This window comes from Winogradskyella luteola (assembly GCF_019203985.1).
In the GTDB taxonomy this organism is placed as follows: Bacteria; Bacteroidota; Bacteroidia; order Flavobacteriales; family Flavobacteriaceae; genus Winogradskyella; species Winogradskyella luteola.
Map to the genome: position 1 here is coordinate 1 of NZ_JAGSPD010000001.1, position 17,438 is coordinate 17,438.

Sequence of the window (17,438 nt, forward strand, 5' to 3'; positions counted from 1 at the left end):
ATGATGTCGAATTCGGCTTGGCGCCGAACAAAATTGCTACGTGTTCCTATCGTCACACTCTCGCCATTTTGCAAGTCGACATCATCGAAAGGGCTACACCAAATTGCTAAATCAACGGGAATCTTGGGAATATCAGCAATCCACGGCGCTCAAAGCCCTAGTGAACTCAACATATCATTGGCTAAACGCAATTTATTCATCTATCCTATATTTTTTTGGTATTCATATGTTCGCTTCGCTCGGGTGGCACGACCCACCTTGCCTTTGCTATTTTTATGTAACTTGCAGTTACAACAAATAACAAAGGCAGGGTCGTACTGCGCGTAGCCCTTTCGTTGGCCTTCATTTCCCAAAAACCCGAGTTAATTAATTATCCTATCTTACAGAAAACTAACATAATCTTCGATGATAAAGTTTTTTTAGAAAATGTTGACTGAAAACAAATTCTGTAAATACCTACTTTATGCTGTATAAGATTACTAAATGAAAACCAGAATTATGGCAAAAATAAGTAAAGTACATGTACATGAAATTCCAGAAAATGTTGCTGTAAGTGATAATAAGACCAATACAATAATAGTGATAACAGAAATTATTTTTCATCCATTGGATATAAAACTAGAAATGGAATATCAACTCTATTTATTTGTTTATGATATACATGGAAAAGAAGATATTCCAATTCTAATTTCTAATTGGGATGATAGCATAATGCACAGAATATCAAAAGAACATCGAATAGATGATTTTCTCAGTAAAGGAAATGTTCTAATAAAAGCCAATGATAATAAGAATAATAAATTAGTTATTGAGAAGGAAATGATATTGAAATTGGGTAAAGTGACAAAAAGCACTTCTATATACACTAGAAACTTCGAAGTTTTTGCAAAGCTTATTCCTGCTATAGATGGAGCTTCTTCCAGATCTAACGTTTTTGAATCGAAACTAATTAATTAGGTAGGATAAAATCTTTATTTTATATGAAAATCATTTAAAGAAAAGACATAATAGAATTTAAATTGGTACAAATCAAACGAAAGGCTAACAAAGAACTGAGTTAAAAAACAAGTCATTTTAAGCTAATTTTGAAACAAAGTTCTCATCATAGGGCAATCCGCTCTTTGCAATAGCAAAGGCCTGTTTTAACAGTTTATTTGCCACGGCCATTAATGCCAGTTTTTTTACTTTTTCCCTTTGCCACTAATCGTTCATAAATCTCTCTACATGCCTTATTGTGTTTACACGCCGATAAAGCACATAAAAACAATAAACTCCTTAATTTCTTATTCCCTACTTTACTTATCCTACTTCGCCCCCAAACACTGCTGCCCGATTCTCGTATGGTCGGTGTGATGCCAACATAACTGCACAGTTGCCTCGCCGTTTCAAACTTCTTGAACCCATCTGTAACAACTATTAAGAACAGAGCCGTTTTTTCGCCCATTCCCGGTATACTCTTCAGTAACGTCAACTGATGTTGCTGGTCTTGCTTTACAAGCTCCAGCAATCGAGATTCCAGTGCGGATACTTCCCATGTTTAAATGTTTTAAATTCCGCTTTAACGAACGGTGCACAAACTTTGATGGAACGCCCAAAACTTCTTCTGCCTTTAACTTGTTCTTTGTGGCTGTTCTATGTTTTAAATAACTGTCCAATAACCTGAAGAGCTGCAAACATTCTGCCTGTACATCGGTTAAGGCATTATACATTGGAACTTCATTCATTTGTCCATATTCACTGATGGCTTTAGCATCGCTTCTATCTGTTTTCACCTTGGCCAATTTCATTTGAACAAAACGCTTTACCGATAAAGGATTAACTACCGATACCAACACGCCGTTTTGATACAAATACTGAGCTAAACGATAGTGATAATAGCCTGTGGCTTCCATAACTACCAATGCACCTTTGGGTAAACTCTTTAGAAAACTTTTAAAACCCCGGTCATCATTTGTAAACTGATTATGACCTGTTAATGAACCATAGGCATCATAGACATTTTTACTAATGTCGATTCCATAAATTTCTTTATATTTATCCATAACAACTGAAATTTGGAAAGAACGCGTCTACTAACGTTTCAACAACTTGAAATCGAGATCTAGGTCTCAAAGAACTGATCGAAATCTTAGTAGGAAAAGAGAGGGGATTATCATTGTTGCCGAAGTCCAAAGCTTCACCGTGTATACTAATCTTATTTCTCTCTTTTGTTCTTTCTATTTATTAACTAAATGTAAGGAAAGACAAACTTAAGCCGTGTATAATTAATTGCTAGTTCACTGCCGACTTACGAAAATTCCGCTGGAATTTTCTATCTGTGATTTGTTTGCTAACTTTAGTGCTTAATCATGCAACGAAATCATACACAAAACCGTTGTGTGTAAGTTAAAACAACATAAACATTTATGAATAAAACCACATATTTTTTCCTTTTAGTCCTATTGCTCTCTAAAATTACTCATGCCCAACACGAGAACATCACCAAAAATTGGAAAACCATAAGTATAAATGACAGTATATTGGGTGAAGTAAACTATCACGTTTACAAGAATAATATTAATAAGAAAAAGCCATTAATAATTTATCTTCAAGGGTCTACAAATTATCCACTCTACTATGTAAAACCAAATGGAAGATATTCTAGTGGAATAACTCTGAATGCTGGTTCAATGAGCAATGATTATCACGTTGTTCTTATTAGTAAACCGAATACTCCATTTGTCGATAGTCTCGAAATTGCCCCTTCTGGAAGAATACAATATCCCTGGCGTGAAGGATATAGTGAAAAATATAGTCTTGATTGGCGAGCAAATTCCGCAGACAAGGTTATCAATGATGCTCTAAAAAAATTAAAGGTTGACACATCCACAATCATAGTTTGGGGACATTCTGAAGGTTCTCAAGTAGCACCTGCGGTCGCTTTAAAAAATAAAAATGTAACCCACGTTATATCAATGATGGGGAACTCACTTAATCATTTATATGATTTTATCCTTAATGAAAGAGTTTCTGCCTTAAAAGATGAAAAATCGAACGAAGAAGCTCAAAGAAATATTGATTCTCTGTATGTCGAATTTGAAAAAATATACAAAGACCCAAAATCCAAGACTAAAGAGTGGTTTGGAGAAAGCTATTATAAGTGGAGTAGTTTTACTTTAAACTCGCCAATAGACAATATGTTGAAATTGGACATTCCAATTCTTTACGTAGCAGGCGGAGAAGACCATCATAGTATCTTAAATATGGACTATGCAAAACTTGAATTTTTAAGAAAAGGAAAAAACAATTTGACCTATAAAGTATATCCAAACTGCGACCACTTTTTTATAGAGACCAAAACTGATGAATCAGGCAAAAAAGAATGGATTGACCATTTGAATGAAGTCAATGGTTTTGCTTTAAAATGGGTAACAGAAAATAAATAAAAGACCTACACACAACATTGGCTATAAGTAATTGCTGGTTTAGCCTACTTCTGAAAATCCGCGAGGATTTTCAGCTTGGTGTGTACTTGCAAAATTAAACGCTAAACCATGCAACTACTCATAGTCGACATCATCGAAAGGGCTACACCAAATTGCTAAATCAACGGGAATCTTGGGAATATCAGCAATATACGGCGCTCAAAGCCCTAGTGAACTCAACATATTATTGGCTAAACGCAATTTATTCATGTATCCTATGTTTTTTTTGGTATTCATCTGTTCGCTTCGCTCGGGTAGCACGACCCACCCTGCCTTTGTTATTTGTTGTAAGTAATGCAGAAATTGAGCTAATATTGAACTAAAAACACACTTCGTAATATTTTTATTTATGTATTTTGATACTATTATATTAACAGCCACCTACCAGATCAGTAATTACAGGATTAAAAGTGATGTTTATGTTTGCCATGTCGCTATTAACTGATTCTACAACCATAGTATAAGTGCCATACGTAAGCCCCTTATTTTGATCACTATCATCAACAACAAAATTTTCAATTGTATAGTTTGTTGAAACTATGGTATAGGTTTCACCATTCCATAGGAAAGTTGAATCAAAGTAATCATTGTTATAAGACCCATCAAAACTATAGGTTTGGGGGAAACTAGTATCAAAGCCTTCTATCTCTTGGTCATAAAAGTCTATGTTGAGTCTAAAATCAAAAATATCACCATTCTCTGAAGTAGCGTTAACGTTTAGAAAAAAATAACTAATAATATCCGAACAGTGCTTGTCAAGTAAAGCAGTATTCATTGAAAAAGAAATGCTTTGACCAGAATCCGAGTTTACTTCAACATTGACGTTATTAGTTAAATTAGGACTCTCATTACTATTGTCATCGTTGGAACAAGAAAAAGTTAAAAGCGTAATACATAAAATTAAAATTTGATTTTTCATTTTTTTATTTTTTTAGTTACTATAGAAGCATCGGATTTGTGGAAAATTGTCATCAAAAATTGCGTGAGAGCATGTTTTGACAAAGTTAAAATCCTAACAGATGGAAAAGAGCACTACTTACAACAAAGTACTGTGGTAAAAAACAAGCAAAAATGCATTAATTTTTTGTTAAAGCACTTCTATAAGAATCATCATATATTAATCCTGATTTTGCAATAGCAAAGGCCTGTTTTAATAACTTGTTACGTACTGCAGTTAATGCTGGTTTTTTACTCTTTCCTTTAGCTACAATTCGCCCATAGAGATCTCGGCAAGCCTTATTGTATTTACAGGCATTAAAACTGCACATAAACAATAAACTCCTCAGTTTTTGATTACCTGTTTTACTAATTCTTGGTCGTCCGTCTACACTACTCCCACTTTGTCTAATTACTGGGGTCAGGCCTGTGTAACTGCACAATTCACTTGCTCTCGTAAAGCGATCAAATCCACCTGTTGAAACCACTGACATAATCGCAGTTTTTGGCCCAATTCCTGAAATAGTTTTTAAGCGTGTTAACAGATCTTAGTATACCTCTTTAACCCCAAATTAAACTATTAGAAAATTTTTAAGTCTAAAAAAGAAAAATTAACCTATCAAATTATGATTAAATCAAATTTTAATATTTTTTTGTTAATTCTGACATCTGTATTAGTTTCTTGTAGTGATGATGAAAATTACGTTCCCATTGAAAATAGTATCATTAATATTCCTGAAGAACCATTCGATTATATCAATTTAAATTTGCCAAGTCATTTTACAAATGATGTGCCTGGGCAACCTTTACCCACATCTATCAACGGATTGGACAATACACCAAACGATAACCCTATAACCAATGAAGGTGCTACTTTAGGTCGAGTACTTTTTTACGATAAAAGTTTAAGTGCTAATGGAACTATTGCTTGTGCTTCGTGCCATAAACAAGATAAAGGTTTTTCAGACGATGCTATTTTAAGTGTTGGCTTTGATGGAGGGCTCACTGGTCGCCACTCAATGACCTTAATTAATTCAAGATTTTATCAAAGAGGAAGTTTCTTTTGGGATGAAAGAGCAGCTACTTTAGAAGAACAAGTACTTGAACCGTTTCAAGACCTGGTTGAAATGGGAATGACTTTGGAGCAAGTCGTAAGTGCAGTACAAGGACAAGATTTTTATCCTGGATTATTTGAAAATGCATTTGGTACCCAAGACATTAATAGTGATAGAATCTCAAGAGCATTATCTCAATTTGTTCGCAGTATCGTAAGCCATTCTAGCAAATACGATGAAGGAAGAGCTTTATCCAATTCACCAGGAGCAAATTTTCCAAACTTTACAGATGAAGAGAATTTAGGCAAAAATTTATTTTTTCAAACCATTCCAAATGGTGGTGGTGCTTGTTTTGGTTGTCATACTACAGAAGCATTTGTTAGCGCAAATCCAGGTCCGCAAAACAATGGACTTGATTTAGTAACAACGGATTTGGGTGCTGGCGCTGTTTTTACTAATCCTATTTTTGAGAGCCGTTTTAAAACTACAACCCTTAGAAACATTGAGCTTACAGCTCCTTATATGCACGATGGTAGATTTGCAACTTTAGAAGAGGTTGTGGAGCATTACAATAGTGGAATACAAGCTCATCCTACTCTGTCACCAGCATTAACAGATGACAATGGAAATCCCATTCAACTAAATTTTACAGATTCTGAAAAAGCCGCATTAGTAGCATTCCTAAAGACATTGACGGACAACAGCGTAAGTTCAGAAGAAAAATGGAGTGACCCATTTGAATAAAAAAAACTGGCTACAAAAATGGCTATAAGTAATTGCTTGGTCTCGCCTAGTCTTCGACAGGCTCAGACCATCGCTTCTGAAAATCCTCACGGATTTCCAGCTTGGCGCGTACTTGCAAAATTAAACGCTAAACCACGCAACTACTCATAGTCGACATCATCGAAAGGGCTACACCAAATTGCTAAATCAACGGGGATCTTTGGAATATAAGCAATCCACGACGCTCAAAGCCCTAGTGAACTCAACATATCATTGGCTAAACGCAATTTATTCATGTATCCTATATTTTTTTGGTATTCATATGTTCGCTTCGCTCGGGTGGCACGACCCACCTTGCCTTTGCTATTTTTATGTAACTTGCAGTTACAACAAATAACAAAGGCAGGGTCGTACTGCGCGTAGCCCTTTCGTTGTAAAACATTTTCAAGAATATTCATATTTCTACTTGTCATAAATAAAACAAAACTTTTTTAATTAATAATATTTTAATTAAAATATGATGTAAATCATATACGATATATTATATTTACAATTATGTTGAAGAAAATAATTTTTAAAGATGAGGTCAAAAAAATACTCTTAGAGTATATCCTGACAGGTAGTATAAAACCAGGTGAACGCATTTCACTTCCTGCAATGGCTAAAGAACTAGAGTTAAGTGTAACACCAATTCGTGAGGCTTTAACCCAATTATCTGAAACAGGCATTGTAGTTTACATCGCAAATAGAGGTTTTTTTGTTATGGAATTGTCATTAAAAGAAGCCGAAGACATTTACGCTCTGATGGCAGTATTAGAAGGCAATGCTGTCAGAAACTCACATTATAACACGGAACAAATACAAGAATTAAGAACCATTAATTCCGCTTTCATTAACGCTAAGAATGCTATAGAAATGCTGGACTACGATCGGTTATTTCATCAAAAACTTATTGAAACATACACTAACGCAACTGCCTCTAAAATTATTGAGAACCTAAGAGTAAGAATTAGCCTGTATGACTATGCCTTTTGGAACGAAGAACAAAAAATGACTTCTATAGCTATGCATGAAAGGATTATTCTTCTTTTAGTATCAAATGACATAACATCCGCAGTAAATTTAGTGGAAGATAATTGGATACAAGGTGCACAATATATAATAGATAAGTATGAAAAAAATCAATCAAAATAATCACACTTACATTTCGGTCAATCCATCCATTTGTAACAAAAATAAATTTATAACATGAAAAAAATACTGTATTTCACAACTTGCTTCTTTTTATTTTTTAGCTGCAAAAAAGATGAAAAGCAAACACTTTCGCCCGAAGCTATTCAAATTAAAAACACCCTACTAAAACAAAAGCAACTATTTGATGCACCTGGTATAGCGTTTGGGATAATTACAAACGATACTATTGTGTATGCTGACGCACATGGTATTAAAAGTCGAGACACAAAAGAGCCCTTGACTACCAGCTCTTTATTTCATATGGCATCTGTTTCTAAGCCTTTTGTAGCGACAGCAATTGTTCAATTAGCGGAACGAGGAAAAATTGATTTAGATGAAAAGCTAATCCATTATCTTCCATATTACACTATGGCAGATGAGCGCTATAAAGATATTACCATTAAACATATGCTCACACATACTTCTGGGATACCAAATATAGATGACTATGGATGGGACAAACCCGAATACGATGATGGTGCTGTGGAACGTTATGCTAGAAGTCAAAAAAACATTAAACTAGATTTTACGCCTGGTAAAAAATATAGTTACAGCAACCCTGCATTTGATATTCTGTGTGATGTAATTGCAAAGACTTCTGGAATGACTTTTGAAAACTATATGAAAAAAAATATTTTTGAACCTATCGGTATGAAGAACAGTACCTTCTTTAAACCAGATGTACCAAAAGACTTAGAAACACAGCCACATGTCTTAGGGGATAGCTTACAATTAGTGGTTAGCAAAATCTATCCTTATAATAGAAGACACGCTGGAAGTTCGACACTGCATTCTAATGTTGAAGATATGCTATTGTGGGCAAATGTTTATTTAAATAAAGGGAGCATCAATGGTAAGCAAATTTTCAACGAAGCGTCCTATGAATTATTAACAAGTTTTCATTTTCCAGAAGGAGAAAAACAAGTATGTTTGAGTTGGTTTTTTGGAAAACTAAATGATTCACCATTATATTATCATTCTGGAAGAGACACAGGATATTCTACCTTCTTTAGTTTTATGCCTGAACAAAAATCAGCAGTTATAATGATGACAAATACTGACAAGTTTTGGACTATGAATAATGCGGCGAGCATTCTAAAAAACTCTGTTTTCAACGATACGCTAAGATCAAAAGCCCCTATTCACTTTAAACTCAAAGACTACATACTTAAAGACGGAATTGAAAAAGTGAAAGAAATCTATTATGCTGAACAGCAAAAAAAACCTCAAGACTATTATGTCAATGCGAAGTATTTAGATAATTTGGGTTATTGGTTGATTGATAGGAAACACCCAAAAGAAGCCTTAGATGTATTTTTATATCTTGTAGAAGTAGAACCTGATTACGCTGGGTGGGTTTCGAGTGTGGCTGATGCTTACAAAGAACTGGATAGTATTAATATGGCCATAAAATGGCATAAAAAAGCACTTAAAATGGAACCAAGCTATGAGTACGCAAAAGAAGAGATAGAAAGGCTTTCAAAAAAAACGATTGAATAAATGGTTTTATGAATTGAAAAATTTACAAAACGTTTTACAACACTGTATATAAAAAATTGCTAGTGTTGTGCTAAATCAAAAGGTCGTTGCACGTTTGCTAAGTCTGATTTTTCTTCGGAAAATCTTCGTACGCAAACACGCAACTAACCATACACAAAACCATGATGTCGAATTCGGCTTGGCGCCGAACAAAATTGCTACGTGTTACTATCGTCACACTCTCGCCATTTTGCGAGTCGACATCATCGAAAGGGCTACACCAAATTGCTAAATCAACGGGGATCTTGGGAATGTCAGCAACCCACGGCGCTCAAAGCCCTAGTGAACTCAACATATCATTGGCTAAACGCAATTTATTCATCTATCCTATATTTTTTGGTATTCATCTGTTCGCTTCGCTCGGGTGGCACGACCCACCTTGCCTTTGCAATTTTTATGTAACTTGCAGTTACAACAAATCACAAAGGCAGGGTCGTACTGCGTGTAGCCCTTTCGTTAGGCATAATTTAAAGTAAAATGGAAAACCGAATTACATCACTTGAAAGAAAATCAAAGGTTCAAACAGTTATAATATTAGCATTGGCAATTGCTTTAATTTGGCTGTATGTTAATCAAATAGGTAAAACTAATCATGGCATTTTGCATGCTAAAGGAATTGTTATCCAAGACGCTAATGGGAATCCGAGAATTGCAATGGGATTTCCAATAGGCAATGAATACAGACAAAGAAAAGACACCTTGAATGGGCTCGTATTTATGGACGAAAATGGCATGGATAGAATTCATCTAGGACAGCACGGTGAATTATTTTTAGGAGGTAAATATCACGAAAGATTAAATGATGGATGGTCTTTATTTTTTAACGATAGTAAAGGAGAAGAACGCTCAGGCTATGGATTCAGTGACGATGATAATAGTGTTGGTTTAGGAATGGACTACGGAGGAAAGTTTGGTGGAGAAGCCATTTATCTATATGCTGCACCAAAAATTGCATTTATGACCATCAATGCTGACTTGCAAAAAAACAAAGGAATAAGAGACAGAATAGTATTGTGGCATGAGACTGATAAAGATTTGAGTTTAGCAAAAATAAGTGACTCCAAAAAAGATGGGAGAATTGTTTTCAAAGCTGAAAAGGGTAGAAATCCTAAAATTGAATTAATTGATAGCTTAAGTAATAAAAAAACTATGCCTAACAATAGCTATAAGTAATTGCTCGTTCTCGCCTAGTCTTCGACAGGCTCAGACCATCGCTTCTGAAAATCCTATAGGATTTTCAGTATGGTGCGTACTTGCAAAGTTAACCGCTAAACCACGCAACTACTCATAGCCGAGACCATTACCTGCAAACTCAAAAAAAGATTCTAAATTTAATAAAAATGCTAAATTAAAGACTAATGAAATTCAATGACAAAATTCTTCAATTACGTAATGAGCGAAAAATATCGCAAGAGGAATTATCAGAAGCTTCAGGGATTTCGATTAGAACTATACAGCGTATAGAAAAAGATGAGGTAAATCCAAGACCTTATACCGCAAGAAAACTGTTAGAAGCATTGAACATCTCTTTAGAAGATTTTAATGCTGAATCCCAAAATGATTCAAACTTCAATATAGAAGAGAATACAAAATTAAATAGATTTATAATCTCAAATTTTTTGGTCTTTTTATTTCCAATTATCTTTTTGATACCCGTAATTTTCATCTGGAAAAAAGGAAAATGGTCAAACTCATCAAATATAATCTGTAAAAAAATATTAAGTTTTCAAGTTGTTTGGATTATAATAAGTGTTTCCATAACCTTATTAACCCCTTTCTTTATTAAGTTATTTGGTGGTCAAAATGTAGTTGGACAATTATTTCCAACACCAATATTAGTATATATCGCTTTAAGCTTTGTTGATGTTTTTATAGTTTTAAGAATTGCCAAAAGTCTAAAGGTTTCGTCTTCAAAATGGACATCAATTATCCCAAATTTATTCTAAAAGTAGGTCTGGCATAGAAACGTCGTGTGAATGACAATGTAAATTTTTCATTTTCTTATTGATACTATATTAGGTTTGTAATCAAAACTTAATAGAAATGAAAAAAAGAATAATTTATACGATACTATTCATAATAATGACATCATTCATATCGGTCATTATAACACTTATCATTATAGATACATCAGACACACCATCAACTTACGATACGGTTGAATTAAAATCAAAAGTCCTTCAAGAAACAAGAGAATTAATTATAAAAAAACCAGAAAATTACAAAAAGGACGCAAAATATCCAGTTGTGTATGTAGTTGGTGGAAACTCTCTAACGTATACCATCGCCAATGACACAGATTTACTTTCTCGTGTCGGAAATATTCCTGAAGTTATCGTTGTAGGAATAACAGGCATTAACCAAAAAACAAGACAGCGGGATTTAACACCACCATTCTTAAAACAAGATTTAGATGATACTAATTCCTCACTTGGTGAAGCAGATAACTTTCTAAAATATATTAAAAGTGAAGTGATACCATTAGTTGAGGAGAATTACAATACAAATAATCAAAGAACTATTATAGGGCACTCACGAGAAGGACTATTAGTATTTTATTCGCTAATATTTAAACCTGACCTTTTTGATACACGAATAGCATTGAGTCCTGCGCTTTGGAGAGAAGATAATAAGTTCGTTAAGCATTTTGAGATATTTTTAAATGAGAATCCAAATTTAAGTTCCAACCTTTTTATGAGTATGGGAGAAGATGAAGTTGATAAAATGAAAATTGCTTTTGATCTGATGGTCGATGTATTAAAACATAAAGATCTTCCAAATTTTAATTCAAAATCATTCTATATGCCAAATGCAACACATCAAACCAATCATTATTTAACCGCTTGTATTGGTATTGATTATTTTTTTAACCAAAACAAAAAACAGTAAGATGAGACCTCACTTAATTGTAATAAGAATAAGTATAGCTATATTATTTACTTCACAATTATCTTTTCCCCAAGAGAAGTTGAAAAGATACCTGTTAACTTCAGAAGAGAGAACAATAACTTCAGAAAATAACAAAACACTTAACGTTGAGTCTGGGTTGTTTTATGTTCCTGAAAATAGAGAAATTGACAATGGAAGGACAATTGCAATAGCTTATTATCGTATAAAATCGAAATCAGAAAATCCTGCAATTCCAATATTTCTATTAGCAGGTGGTCCAGGTGGCTCTTATATAAATTCATTACACAAAGAAGAATTATTTAATGAAGCAAACTTCTATAGTAATTTTGGCGATGTGATCATTTTTGATCAAAGAGGTGCTGGAAACTCTATTCCAAGTTTAGATTGCAAAGGAAGCGAACTCATTCCTCTTACAGAAACGCTATCAAAAAAAAATATTCAAAAAGCATTAAGAAGATTAGCAACCGACTGTAAGGATTTTTGGAAAGATAAAGGCGTTGACATTTCGGCCTATAACACAGATGAGAGTGCAGCAGACATCAATGATTTGAGAAAAGCTTTTAACTATGAAAAAATTATGATTATTGGTGGTAGTTATGGATCCCATTTAGGATTACATACTATTAGAAAATTTCCAAATACCATAGTGCGCGCACTTTTTCACGGTATCGAAGGTCCAGACCATACTTGGGATGTACCTTCGGACAATCTGAATGTTTTGAAACGAATTTCTAAAAGAGTTGAAAACAGCGAATATTTTATGGGAAAAATTCCAAATAATGGTCTTATAAATACTTTAAAGCAAATTATAAGTGAAGTAGAAAAAAAACCAAAAAAAGTGCTTTTGAAAAAGGATAATAAAACAATTGAGGTTATCGTTGATAAAATGGCTGTTCAAGCAGTAGCTATGTACAACGCTGGAAAAAGAAATAGTCCATTAGATTGGCCAAATCTAATTTTAGACATGTACAACGGAGATTTTACTATCCCAGCACAAGCGGCTGTGAGCATGCATAGTATATCAGCACCAAATGCCATGAGCAATGCTATGGATTTCGCTTCTGGAGTAAGTATAAACCGTAGATTTAAAATTGAAAACGATATTGCATCACAAATTTTAGGTGACATTAATTATGGTTACACCATGCGCGAGGGCATTTGGAATGAAAAAGATTTGGGAAGCTCTTTTAGGGAAAATGTGACAACGGACATTCCAATTTTATTGGTGCACGGAACTTGGGATACTTCAACAGCTATAGAAAATGCTTATGATGTTTTGTCGACTTTAAAGAATGGGCATTTAATTGAAGTCATGGAAGGTACCCATAATGCTTTATACGAATTATATGAGCATAATGAATCCTTTCCAAACATGATAGTGAATTTTATTAATGGCAACAAATATAATTTCCCTGACACTTTAGAACTCCCGAAAATTGAATTTCCTGAAAAAGCCACTAAAGAACAAGAAGATTTATGGGATGCTTGTATTGTTGGAGATTTTGAAAAAGCTAAAAAATCGATAATTAAAGGTGCAGATGTAAATGCTTTGGATACTCGTAAAAGCAAATCTGGTCGTCGACCTTTAAACTGGGCTTCATATTATGGACACTCTAAAATCGTAAAACTACTATTGGATAATCGAGCAGCTATTGATGCACAAAACAAATCAGGTTTTACAGCTATTCACCACGCAGTAGAAAACAATCAAAAAGACATAGTTATCCAGCTAATTAGAGCAAAAGCAAATATTTCAATAGCTAATAAAAATGGTAAGAAACCAAAAGATACAGCTTTGATGAAAAAGTATAGTGCAATAGTATCGCTCTTAAAATGAAAGTTTTAATTCTAAAAAAAGAATGACTACCATTGATTAAAACAACGGGATAATTGGATAAAACAGAAGAACATATTAAAAAAAGCCAGCAGGTAACAAAGAACTGAATTAAAAAACAAGTAATTCAAACTGATTTTGAAATAAAGTTCTCATCACAGGGTAATCCGCTACTTTTAATATACAAGACCGTTACCCAATATTTTCCAAAAAAGCCGAATAATATTTAATCCTTAGTACTTAAACTTAGTGAACTTAGTTTCTGATATTTAAACAAGAAAACCATCTCTTAAAATGGTTTTCTTTACTTTTAGACAATGCAGATTAAACCACACTTACTTTAATGGCACTTAAGCCTTTCTCGCCTTTTTCCACATCAAATGTCACATTGTCATTCTCTTTTATTTGATCAATAAGATTTGATGTATGAACAAATATTTCTTCTTTAGAGTCATTATCCGTAATAAAACCAAACCCTTTGGCATTGTTAAAAAATTTCACTGTACCTTCTTTCATAATTGTTGCTTTATTAGTATTCATTAATTTAATTATAAATCTTTTTATCATTATTTCTTGTATTAATTAAAAATTGTTATCAACCTAAATATTTTAATAATAGCTGAGACTTGTTTGAGTTTTTGATATTTAAAATTGCGGACTCTTTAATTTGTCTAACTCGTTCTCGTGTTATTCCAAATAACTGAGCTATTTCCACTAAGGTCATTGACGATTCGAAACCAATACCATAATGAAGCTTAATAATGTCTGAATCTCTCTCAGATAGAGAATTCAATACAGCTACTAAGTCTACGTTGAGTGATTCTAATAATAACACATTGTCTGGTTGAGGATACGCATCAGTAATAATTATGTTTTGCATGTTAAGATTAGTTTCTGGAGATAAAGGTGCGTCAATAGAAACACCATAGGCTGAACTCTTAATGCAAATATCCACCTCTTCAATAGATACTTCAATAATTTCAGAAATTTCACATGAAGTTGGCTCACGACCATGTTTTTGTTCAAAAATATTTTTTACTTTTTTTATTTTATTTATAACACCTATCTTATTTAGAGGCAACCTAACCATTCTTGAGTTTTCTGATAAAGATTGCACTATGCCTTGTCTAATCCACCATACCGCATAAGATATAAATTTAAACCCAAGTGTTTCATCAAACCGCTTAGCTGCTTTTAATAAACCCAAATTGCCCTCGTTTATTAAATCTGGAAGTGGTAATCCCTTATTTTGATACTGTTTTGCAACTGATACTACAAATCTTAAATTAGCTTTTATGAGTTCATCTAAAGCAAATTTATTACCAGCTTTGATTTGTGTTGCTAACTCAACTTCTTTTTCTAATGATATTAAGCTAATTTTACTAATATCATTTAAGTATTTATTAAGTGATTCTTCATTTCTAATTGTAATTCGCTCAATTATTATAAGTGATTTCATTTAGAACTAGGTTTTATTGAATCGTCCAAATAATAATAAGCCATCATTCTTTCAAAGGAACTATCAGTTATAAAAAGTATGTGTTACCCACAAAATAACTTAGTAAGAAATCTAGTCAGAAAGAAATATCTTTACTAAATAATTTAATTTGCAATTTGTGTAAAGAAACGCCTTATAATTGGTATTCTATAAGTTTATTACTTTTATTTTCAGAAAACATCAAAACGTATAAATAAAATTTAAAACAAACTTATCTATTTTACGTTCAAAATGATATGAGTTTTAAGAACTCTATTATGCGTAACTAAAGTATAGTATTATACAAATAAATTATAATATTAAGCTAACTTAGAAACTAAAAACTAATACCGAAAAACGTTGGGTAACAATTTGTATATCTCATTAGATAAGAATTTTAGAATATTAGCGCCATATGATTTTATTGATTTGCTTAATTTTCGAGTCTACCCTACCAATTTCTGTATAGAAAATGAACCACATATTTTCTTAAAACGTACCGAACAAAAAGAGTGGACTGATAAGTCGCCAAATCTAATTATTAATCAAAAAATACTGCTTATAACAATGACTATAAGTAATTGCTGGTTCTAGCCTATTTTGGAAATTCCGCAGGGATTTCAGTTTAGTATGTACTTGCAAACCCCTGTCCGCCCGCACCGTTCGGTGCGGGCGGGGTTAATCGCTAAACCACGCAAATACTCATAGCCGAGACCGTTTTACCTCAACCTTATTTACTGCGTTGTCCCACAAACTGTTGAGACTTCAACTTAAACAACACATTAAAGCTCATTAAGCTACCATAGCTTCTGGTGATGTATTGTTGCAAATCTATTTTTTCCTGTTCGTCTAAATTGCTAGAGTTAATTTTTTGCTCCATAACACGCAAGCGATCCCTCACCATAGTAATCTTATGAAAAAACTTATCAATTGGTAATTCACTGGCTTTTAAGGTATCATCACCAGGTTGCATAATTAGCTTTCCTCCCTTCCACTTATCGGCTATAGCAACCACTTCAGTAACATCAGACCACTTCTTAAGTATCTGCCTTAAACTTTTTTCAACCTCGTAAAAGCTTATGGTATCCACATCGTCTTCTGCGGCTTCTATAACGTCAAATTCCGAATCAATATCTATAGTTTCCAATCCTCTATCAATAAAGGTCACCCAATAATGCTTAGAAGTGACGTTAGTAACAATACCTTTTCCATATTCTGAGTGGTGAATTCGTGAGCCTATACCTAATAATTTCATGATAAATACTTTTAATTCCCATGGAAATGGGAAACAATTGTTAAATAGTTTCAGAAAACTAAAATAGATATTATCACTTAAAGTCTTACTACTATGATTTTATTAATTATGGATAATTACCGTTTGGGCTTTTTAATGTGTACTTAACCAATACTTTATCTAAATATAAAAATTAGATGAATCCGCCAATGAAGATATATCGCTCTTGTTGATGGTATTTTGCTCAATCAGAATTGCTGTTGCAGTATGGTCCTTTTCAAAATATTCCTTGTAAATATAGTATCCTACTGCCGCAAATATTATTAAAAGTATAAGCTTGTAGGTATATCTTATTATAATTCCTAATACCGCACCTGTCCCAAGTGCTACCGCATAATGTTCTTCAAGGGCAAAATAAAGGTAGCCGGCAACAATTAAAAATACAATAAACCCTAATGCTGGTCCAATACCACTAGAGCTAGAGGAATTGTTCGCTGGTTTAGATTTTGGTTTTGATTTTTGACTTGCTCTGGCTCGGGCTTCGGCCTCACGTTTTTCTTTGTTGATCTGTTCTTGGCGCAGCTGTCTTTCCCTTTCTTCTTTTTCTTGAAGACGTTTGGTTTCAGCACCATCGTAATACACGGTAGTTTTGTGCTCACTACAAGAACAACCGTCTGGTGGAATATAACTGTAACGGTTGGTACAGAGTGAACATACATAATCTCTAAGCATAATTTTGTGTTAGTGGTTAATAATTAAAATCTATAGCAAACACTACGGCAAACATCACCCCAAAGGGTATATTTACTAATTGTGCTGTCAACAACGAATGTTATGTTACGATTCTGTACCGTCAAGGAAATGGTACGCAATGAATTATGATTTAAATTAGAATAAAATATAATAGCTTGATTATAAATTAGATAAAATGTTAAAATTCTCTTTGAACTGTACGTTTTATAATCCGTATGAAATGCAATCTCAATAAGACTAAAACCATTGAAAACAATAACTTATTACTTTTAAAACAGAA

At 33.4% G+C, this 17,438-nt stretch carries 15 protein-coding genes and 2 pseudogenes; 10 read left to right on the forward strand and 7 right to left on the reverse strand.

The window, feature by feature from the left end; genetic code table 11:
* The first annotated feature begins 498 nt into the window (after positions 1–498).
* Positions 499–957, forward strand: a complete 459-nt coding sequence (locus KCG49_RS00005; protein WP_218544131.1) for a hypothetical protein — start codon at positions 499–501, stop codon at positions 955–957.
* Positions 958–1,074: 117 nt separating this feature from the next.
* Here the strand turns inward: KCG49_RS00005 and KCG49_RS00010 are convergent.
* Positions 1,075–2,042: pseudogene (locus KCG49_RS00010) on the reverse strand (IS110 family RNA-guided transposase).
* Positions 2,043–2,405: 363 nt separating this feature from the next.
* On the opposite strand from KCG49_RS00010, the gene KCG49_RS00015 reads away from it, so the two are divergent.
* Positions 2,406–3,425 (forward strand): alpha/beta hydrolase family protein, encoded by a 1,020-nt coding sequence (locus KCG49_RS00015; RefSeq protein WP_218544132.1) that lies wholly within the window; start codon positions 2,406–2,408, stop codon positions 3,423–3,425.
* A 409-nt stretch (positions 3,426–3,834) separates the two neighbouring features.
* On the opposite strand, the gene KCG49_RS00020 is transcribed toward KCG49_RS00015, so the two are convergent.
* On the reverse strand, positions 3,835–4,383 hold the full coding sequence (locus KCG49_RS00020; protein WP_218544133.1) for a hypothetical protein: 549 nt from the start codon (positions 4,381–4,383) through the stop codon (positions 3,835–3,837).
* A 157-nt stretch (positions 4,384–4,540) separates the two neighbouring features.
* Positions 4,541–4,942 (reverse strand): annotated as a pseudogene (locus KCG49_RS00025) (transposase); the annotation flags it as partial.
* A gap of 84 nt (positions 4,943–5,026) precedes the next feature.
* Between KCG49_RS00025 and KCG49_RS00030 the strand changes: the two are divergent.
* The 7 genes from KCG49_RS00030 to KCG49_RS00060 all read left to right on the forward strand — a co-directional run bounded on the left by KCG49_RS00030 (position 5,027) and on the right by KCG49_RS00060 (position 13,697).
* Positions 5,027–6,199, forward strand: coding sequence for a cytochrome-c peroxidase (locus KCG49_RS00030; RefSeq protein WP_218544134.1), 1,173 nt, complete (start codon positions 5,027–5,029; stop codon positions 6,197–6,199).
* A gap of 534 nt (positions 6,200–6,733) precedes the next feature.
* A complete protein-coding gene (locus tag KCG49_RS00035; RefSeq protein WP_218544135.1) occupies positions 6,734–7,372 on the forward strand; it encodes a GntR family transcriptional regulator in 639 nt (212 codons plus the stop codon).
* 54 nt (positions 7,373–7,426) lie between these two features.
* Positions 7,427–8,911 carry a serine hydrolase domain-containing protein gene (locus KCG49_RS00040; RefSeq protein ID WP_218544136.1) on the forward strand — a complete coding sequence of 495 codons (1,485 nt, stop codon included), beginning with the start codon at positions 7,427–7,429 and terminating at the stop codon, positions 8,909–8,911.
* Positions 8,912–9,427: 516 nt separating this feature from the next.
* A complete protein-coding gene (locus tag KCG49_RS00045; protein ID WP_218544137.1) occupies positions 9,428–10,123 on the forward strand; it encodes a hypothetical protein in 696 nt (231 codons plus the stop codon).
* Positions 10,124–10,308: 185 nt separating this feature from the next.
* Complete coding sequence (locus tag KCG49_RS00050) at positions 10,309–10,896, forward strand: helix-turn-helix domain-containing protein (protein WP_218544138.1); 588 nt, start codon at positions 10,309–10,311, stop codon at positions 10,894–10,896.
* 97 nt (positions 10,897–10,993) lie between these two features.
* Positions 10,994–11,839: an alpha/beta hydrolase gene (locus KCG49_RS00055; RefSeq protein ID WP_218544139.1), complete on the forward strand. Its 846-nt coding sequence runs from the start codon at positions 10,994–10,996 to the stop codon at positions 11,837–11,839.
* A 1-nt stretch (position 11,840) separates the two neighbouring features.
* Positions 11,841–13,697, forward strand: coding sequence for an alpha/beta fold hydrolase (locus tag KCG49_RS00060; RefSeq protein WP_218544140.1), 1,857 nt, complete (start codon positions 11,841–11,843; stop codon positions 13,695–13,697).
* A 321-nt stretch (positions 13,698–14,018) separates the two neighbouring features.
* On the opposite strand, the gene KCG49_RS00065 is transcribed toward KCG49_RS00060, so the two are convergent.
* Together KCG49_RS00065 and KCG49_RS00070 are read right to left on the reverse strand one after the other, a co-directional pair.
* Positions 14,019–14,210, reverse strand: coding sequence for a cold-shock protein (locus KCG49_RS00065; RefSeq protein ID WP_218544516.1), 192 nt, complete (start codon positions 14,208–14,210; stop codon positions 14,019–14,021).
* A gap of 79 nt (positions 14,211–14,289) precedes the next feature.
* Complete coding sequence (locus KCG49_RS00070; protein ID WP_218544141.1) at positions 14,290–15,153, reverse strand: sigma-70 family RNA polymerase sigma factor; 864 nt, start codon at positions 15,151–15,153, stop codon at positions 14,290–14,292.
* A 390-nt stretch (positions 15,154–15,543) separates the two neighbouring features.
* Between KCG49_RS00070 and KCG49_RS16515 the strand changes: the two genes are divergently transcribed.
* Positions 15,544–15,765: a nucleotidyltransferase family protein gene (locus KCG49_RS16515; RefSeq protein ID WP_369680342.1), complete on the forward strand. Its 222-nt coding sequence runs from the start codon at positions 15,544–15,546 to the stop codon at positions 15,763–15,765.
* Positions 15,766–15,901: 136 nt separating this feature from the next.
* Here the strand turns inward: KCG49_RS16515 and KCG49_RS00075 are convergent, their stop codons facing one another.
* The gene (locus tag KCG49_RS00075; RefSeq protein ID WP_218544142.1) at positions 15,902–16,426 is read right to left on the reverse strand and encodes a DUF8685 domain-containing protein; all 525 of its coding nucleotides are present in this window, start codon (positions 16,424–16,426) and stop codon (positions 15,902–15,904) included.
* Positions 16,427–16,585: 159 nt separating this feature from the next.
* Entirely contained in the window at positions 16,586–17,137 is a 552-nt protein-coding gene (locus tag KCG49_RS00080) for a hypothetical protein (RefSeq protein ID WP_218544143.1), read from the reverse strand.
* Positions 17,138–17,438: the final 301 nt, after the last annotated feature.

Bases quoted from the DNA above. Each gene is read 5' to 3' on its own strand.
- KCG49_RS00075 (WP_218544142.1), bottom strand. From the start codon at position 16,426: ATGAAATTATTAGGTATAGGCTCACGAATTCACCACTCAGAATATGGA.
- KCG49_RS00030 (WP_218544134.1), top strand. From the start codon at position 5,027: ATGATTAAATCAAATTTTAATATTTTTTTGTTAATTCTGACATCTGTA.
- KCG49_RS00080 (WP_218544143.1), bottom strand. From the start codon at position 17,137: ATGCTTAGAGATTATGTATGTTCACTCTGTACCAACCGTTACAGTTAT.
- KCG49_RS00045 (WP_218544137.1), top strand. From the start codon at position 9,428: ATGGAAAACCGAATTACATCACTTGAAAGAAAATCAAAGGTTCAAACA.
- KCG49_RS00040 (WP_218544136.1), top strand. From the start codon at position 7,427: ATGAAAAAAATACTGTATTTCACAACTTGCTTCTTTTTATTTTTTAGC.
- KCG49_RS00060 (WP_218544140.1), top strand. From the start codon at position 11,841: ATGAGACCTCACTTAATTGTAATAAGAATAAGTATAGCTATATTATTT.
- KCG49_RS00035 (WP_218544135.1), top strand. From the start codon at position 6,734: ATGTTGAAGAAAATAATTTTTAAAGATGAGGTCAAAAAAATACTCTTA.
- KCG49_RS00020 (WP_218544133.1), bottom strand. From the start codon at position 4,383: ATGAAAAATCAAATTTTAATTTTATGTATTACGCTTTTAACTTTTTCT.
- KCG49_RS00065 (WP_218544516.1), bottom strand. From the start codon at position 14,210: ATGAAAGAAGGTACAGTGAAATTTTTTAACAATGCCAAAGGGTTTGGT.
- KCG49_RS00055 (WP_218544139.1), top strand. From the start codon at position 10,994: ATGAAAAAAAGAATAATTTATACGATACTATTCATAATAATGACATCA.
- KCG49_RS00005 (WP_218544131.1), top strand. From the start codon at position 499: ATGGCAAAAATAAGTAAAGTACATGTACATGAAATTCCAGAAAATGTT.
- KCG49_RS00070 (WP_218544141.1), bottom strand. From the start codon at position 15,153: ATGAAATCACTTATAATAATTGAGCGAATTACAATTAGAAATGAAGAA.
- KCG49_RS00015 (WP_218544132.1), top strand. From the start codon at position 2,406: ATGAATAAAACCACATATTTTTTCCTTTTAGTCCTATTGCTCTCTAAA.
- KCG49_RS00050 (WP_218544138.1), top strand. From the start codon at position 10,309: ATGAAATTCAATGACAAAATTCTTCAATTACGTAATGAGCGAAAAATA.